At 65.1% G+C, this 5,285-nt stretch carries 6 protein-coding genes; 3 read left to right on the top strand and 3 right to left on the bottom strand.

Annotated features, from left to right (window positions below; all coding sequences use genetic code 11):
* The coding region (locus tag FNH05_RS31350; protein ID WP_144592469.1) for a sodium:solute symporter family protein at nt 1-1,326 on the bottom strand (1,326 nt) is incomplete at its 3' end.
* Between the two features lie 330 nt (nt 1,327-1,656).
* Complete coding sequence (locus FNH05_RS31355) at nt 1,657-2,109, bottom strand: hypothetical protein (protein WP_144592470.1); 453 nt, start codon at nt 2,107-2,109, stop codon at nt 1,657-1,659.
* Between the two features lie 214 nt (nt 2,110-2,323).
* On the opposite strand from FNH05_RS31355, the gene FNH05_RS31360 reads away from it, so the two are divergent.
* Nucleotides 2,324-2,620, top strand: coding sequence for a type II toxin-antitoxin system RelE/ParE family toxin (locus tag FNH05_RS31360; RefSeq protein WP_144592471.1), 297 nt, complete (start codon nt 2,324-2,326; stop codon nt 2,618-2,620).
* Between the two features lie 11 nt (nt 2,621-2,631).
* Complete coding sequence (locus tag FNH05_RS31365) at nt 2,632-3,723, top strand: HigA family addiction module antitoxin (protein WP_144592472.1); 1,092 nt, start codon at nt 2,632-2,634, stop codon at nt 3,721-3,723.
* A gap of 102 nt (nt 3,724-3,825) precedes the next feature.
* Here the strand turns inward: FNH05_RS31365 and nucS are convergent, their stop codons facing one another.
* Nucleotides 3,826-4,485: an endonuclease NucS gene (gene nucS, locus FNH05_RS31370; RefSeq protein ID WP_144592473.1), complete on the bottom strand. Its 660-nt coding sequence runs from the start codon at nt 4,483-4,485 to the stop codon at nt 3,826-3,828.
* Between the two features lie 74 nt (nt 4,486-4,559).
* On the opposite strand from nucS, the gene FNH05_RS31375 reads away from it, so the two are divergent.
* Nucleotides 4,560-5,153 (top strand): NUDIX domain-containing protein, encoded by a 594-nt coding sequence (locus tag FNH05_RS31375; protein ID WP_222426762.1) that lies wholly within the window; start codon nt 4,560-4,562, stop codon nt 5,151-5,153.
* Nucleotides 5,154-5,285 lie beyond the last annotated feature (132 nt).

Consider the following 5,285-nt stretch of genomic DNA (forward strand, 5'->3'; position numbering starts at 1 on the left):
GAACAGCGGCGCGTTGAAGAACGAGAACAGGGTCTGCAGGTAGTCCATCAGGTTCGAGTACGTGGAGGCGATGAACGCGGTGCCGATCGCCAGGATCGTCGCACCCGCGGTGACCCCGCGGCCGAAGTTCAGGTAGTACTGGTCCGGCTTGTCCTTCTTGACGTAGCTCTGCCAGATGTCGTAGGTGAACACGGTGTTGAAGGAGCTGAGGTTCGCCGCCATCCCGGCCATGAACGAGGCGAGCAGCCCGGCGATCGCGATGCCCAGCATGCCGTTGGGCAGCAGGTCCCGCATGAGCAGCAGCAATGCGTCGTTGAAGGTGGCGCCGCTGGGTGCGCTGTGGCCCGCCATCAGCGCTTCCTTGTTGCTGCCCGTCAACTCGGTCACGGTGACCGCGGCGATCATGCCGGGGATGATCACGATGAACGGGATGAACATCTTCGGGAAGGAACCGATGATCGGTGTCCGGCGCGCGGCGGACATGCTCTTCGACGCCATCGCGCGCTGCACCTCGACGAAGTTCGTGGTCCAGTAGCCGAAGGAAAGCACGAACCCGAGCCCGAAGACCAGGCCGAGCACCGACAGGAAGTTGCTGGTGAACCCGGTGAGCTGGTTGCCCGGCCACGAGTGCAGCTGTTCGGCACCGCCGGGGCCGTGGGTGACCTTGTCGACCAGGCCGCTCCAGCCGCCCACCTTGTACAGGCCGACCACGGTCAGCGGCACCAGCGCGGCCACGATCACGAAGAACTGCAGCACCTCGTTGTAGATCGCGGCGGACAGGCCGCCGAGTGCGGTGTAGGTCAGCACGATCACCGCGGCGACGATCACCGACACCCAGATCGGCCAGCCCAGCAGCAGGTTCACCACGCTGGCGAGCAGGTACAGGTTCGCGCCCGCGATGAGGATCTGGGCCAGCGCGAAACTGACGCCGTTGACCAGATGCGCCGCGTCGCCGAAGCGGCGGCGCATGAACTCCGGCACGCTCCGGACCTTGGACCCGTAGTAGAACGGCATCATCACGACCCCGAGGAACAGCATGGCGGGGATCGCGCCGATCCAGAAGTAGTGGGCGGTCGGCAGCCCGTACTCGGCGCCGTTGGCCGACATGCCCATGACCTCGATGGCGCCGAGGTTCGCGGAGATGAAGGCGAGCCCGGTGACCCAGGCGGGCAGGGACCGCCCGGACAGGAAGAAGTCGAGGCTGGTCGAGACCTGTCTGCGGGCCAGGTAGCCGATGCCGAGCACCAGCACGAAGTAGAAGGCGAGCAGGACGTAGTCGATTGCCTTCGCATCAAGTCGCAGGTTCGCTGCGGCTAGGACATGCACCGGTGCACCTCCACGGGTCAAACACCATTCAACAAGAAACACCAGGATTCAGCTGACGAGCGCACATTACTACCTGGTATCCCCCAGTGGAATGACGCCGGCGAGCCTTGACCGACTTGAGATCAAGATGGTGACCAGCCAACCGCGAGGAGTGACCACGGGCAACTCGACGTGGTGAGATACCCCTCGCCCGGAGGAGGCAAACCTCGCCTGAAACCACCCTCGGCCCGGCAAGTACCCGAAGAAGCAGCCAACCGGAACCGAACGTGCACCAACACGGCAACCCGGACGCAGTGCTCTTCAGTGCTCTTCAGTGCTCTTCAGTGTTTTTCAGTGCGGTTGAGGGTCTCCGACGGACCTGACGCCCGGGACCCGGCTGCGCAGGAAGGCGACGAACGCGGGGTTGAAGTCGTCGCCGGCGAACGCGCTCGACAGCAGGAACGGCCGGTGCTGCCGGATGATCGCGTTGATCGCGCGCTGCCAGTCCGGCTCCTGCCCGGCCAGCAGCCAAAGGGTCTGCGCGGTGTTCAGCGCGTGGACGGCGAACCAGGCGTAACGGGCGTCGACCGGCCGGTCGTCACCGGGGCTGGCCAGCTCGGGATGCTCGACCGCGAGGTCGAGGTAGTGCTGAAGAAGCCCAAGGGCCGACAACTGGAGCTGGGCCTGGCCGTTGCGGCGATAGGTATAGACGGCGAAGACCACCGAGGCCACCGTGGCCAGCGCCAGGATGAGGAACGCGATCTGCGTGACGACGGCGATCATCGGCGTCCTTTCGTCCGCCATCACCGTAAGCCGGGGCGCCGATCACGGCGACCCGGCCGTCACGCCTCCCACCAGCGAGAATCTCTTCGTCCCTTAGTCGGACAGACTACTTCACCCCAAGGGTGAATCTAGGTATACTGATAGACAGCAGCCGAGACTCGGTCGACTCACGAGCGAAAGGTAGGCTTCGCACTCACATCGGGCTTCAGCCCAGGGGTGATGGAGCGAGGTCGAGTTGCGGATCGAGTACGGCGACGAGAAGCTCCGCCGACTGGCCGAGGACGCTACCTATGCGTCGAAGGGACTGAGTCGCGATGTCGTCAAGGCCTATCGAAAGACGGTCCAACGCATCCTCGCCGCGAAGGACGAGCGTGACCTGTACGCACTTCGCGGCCTCCGCCTGGAGCAGTTGCGGGGCGACCGAACGGGCCAGCACTCGATGCGTCTGAACGACCAGTTTCGGCTGATCGTCACGTTCAAGACCGATGGCGACCGCATCACAGTCATCATCGAAGTCGTCGACTACCACTGAGGGAATCGCTCATGGATACCACACTCGCCGAGGTATTCCCCGTCGGAGAGCACCTCGCCGACGAACTGGAGGCCCGAGGATGGACTCAGGTCGAGTTCGCCGAGATCCTTGGACGCCCAACCCAGTTCGTCTCCGAGATCATTCAGGGCAAGAAGCAGATCACACGGGAGTCTGCCGCACAGATCGGCGCGGCACTCCAGACCAGTGCCGAATTCTGGCTCAATCTGCAGGATTCCTACTTTCTCTGGAAGCAACGGCAGGTCCCGGGCATCCAGGAGGAACTCGACGAGGTCAAGACGCGCGCCAAGCTCAACGACCTGGCCCCCATGGCAGTGCTGCGCAAGCGCGGCGTCATCACCGCCACGTCCACTGCCGGCCAAGCGCAGCAGCTCATGCATCTCATGGGGATCGAAACCCTCGACGCGCAACCCCGATGGCAGCTGGCGGCACGGCGCAACAACGATGGCGAACCTCTGACTCCAACCCAGAACGGTTGGTTCGCCTGCGTGCGCAAGACCGCGTCCAACCTAGCGGCCCGTGCCTACTCACGTCAGCAGCTCGAGGCGCTCGCCAAGCAGGTAAGTCGTCTGGTCCGAGACCCAAGCGGCTTCAAGGACCTACCGGAACGATTCGCTGCCGTCGGGGTTCGCCTCGTTTTCGTGGAAGCATTCCCGTCCAGCAAGATCTCCGGTGCTTGCTATGAGGACGAGGCGGGCCCGGTCATCGCGCTGTCGGGCCGAGGCCAACGTCTCGACAAGGTGCTGTTCACTCTGTTGCACGAAATTGCGCACGTCGTTCAGGGCGACGTCTCCGTAAGCGGAAAGCCTCTCATCGACGAGGACGACCACACACTCGGCGACGAAGATCGGGCAGATGAACTCGCATCCGGCTGGGTTTTCGATCGTCCTCTCCCCAAGCCGCCTCCACGTATCGGCACGCAATGGGTCAAAACAGTCGCCCAAGATCGAGGAGTACATCCCATCGTCGTGATCGGGAGGCTGCAGCGCGAGCGTCTACTGCCATGGCGCAGCGCGCTGGTCGCGAACGCCCCCAACGCCACTCCCTACCTGAAGACGTGGAACCCCGAAGTCCGACTCGGGTGACGCACCCGGCCGCTCACGCTCCTATCAAACCTGCCCACAAGGCGTTTTCCTTGGGTGTCGGACCGACGGCGTACGTCCACGAGGCACGACGCCGTCACACCGTCAGAACAGCCGGAACTCGTCCGACTCCGCGCCGCGCAGTGCGTCGTAGTCCAGGGTGACGCAGCGGATGCCGCGATCCTCGGCGAGCGTGCGGGCCTGCGGTTTGATCAGCTGCGCGGCGAACACCCCCTGGACCGGGGACAGCAGCGGGTCGCGGTTGAGCAACTCCAGATAGCGGGTCAGCTGCTCGACGCCGTCGATCTCGCCGCGCCGCTTGATCTCCACGGCCACCGTGGCCCCGTCGGCGTCCCGGCACAGGATGTCCACCGGGCCGATCGCCGTCGGGTACTCGCGGCGGACGAGGGTGTAGCCCTCCCCGAGGGTGGTGATGTGCTCCGCGAGCAGCTTTTGCAGGTGCGCCTCGACGCCGTCCTTGACCAGCCCTGGTTCGGCACCCAGCTCGTGCTTCACCTCGTCGAGCCGCTCTTCGATGCTGATCACCAGCTTCTCGCCGGCCTTGTTCTGCACCGTCCAGATGTCGCCGTCCTCGATCAGCCAGCACGGCGGGCTCATCCAGTTCAACGGCTTGTAGGCGCGGTCGTCGGAGTGGATGGACACCGAGCCGTCGGCCTTGATGAGCAGCAGCCGGATGGCCATCGGCAAATGGGCGGTCAACCGGCCGGCGTAGTCGACCTGGCAGCGAGCGATCACGAGACGCACCCGCCGAGGGTAGAAGATGGCGCCACCGCCCGGGCAGTTGCCCGCCGGTTCGGCAGACTGTCGGGGTGGATCCGATACGTCAGCTGAGCTCGCGGCAGGTGTACCGCAACGCGTGGATGACCGTGCGCGAGGACGACATCCGCCGTCCCGACGGCTCCCACGGCATCTACGGCGTGGTCGACAAACCCGACTACGCACTGGTGATCCCGGCCGACGGCGACCGCCTGCACCTGGTCGAGCAGTACCGGTACCCGCTGGGCCTGCGCCGCTGGGAGTTCCCGCAGGGCACCGCGCCGGGGCCGGAGTCGCCGGACCCCGCTGAACTCGCGGCGCGCGAGCTCCGGGAGGAGACGGGACTGATCGCGGGCCGCCTCACCGACCTCGGGCAGCTCGACGTCGCGCCCGGCCTGTCCAGTCAGCGCGGACGGGTGTTCCTCGCGACCGAACTGGTGCCGGGCCCGCACGAGCGCGAGCACGAGGAGCAGGACATGCGCACCGGCTGGTTCACCCGCGCCGAGTTCGAAAAACTCCTCACGCGCGGCGAAATCACCGACGCCCAGTCGATCGCGGCCTACCTGCTCCTCCTCTTCCACGAACGCTCACGGCAATCCGCAACCCCCTTTACAGACCCCCCACCCCCGGCCGGAGGGACTCGGGCAAAGCCGTGAAGGGTCCCTTGAGTTTTAACGTTGTGGTGGGTTGGGCTTGGCCCTGGTTGATCTTGGGTGCGGCTCTTGGTTGATCATGTCTTCTTGCTGAGGGAAGACGATCAAGGGGCAAGAGCCGCGGTGGTTAGTGTG

Origin of the sequence: Amycolatopsis rhizosphaerae (assembly GCF_007713715.1) — a bacterium.
GTDB lineage: Bacteria > Actinomycetota > Actinomycetes > Mycobacteriales > Pseudonocardiaceae > Amycolatopsis_E > Amycolatopsis_E rhizosphaerae.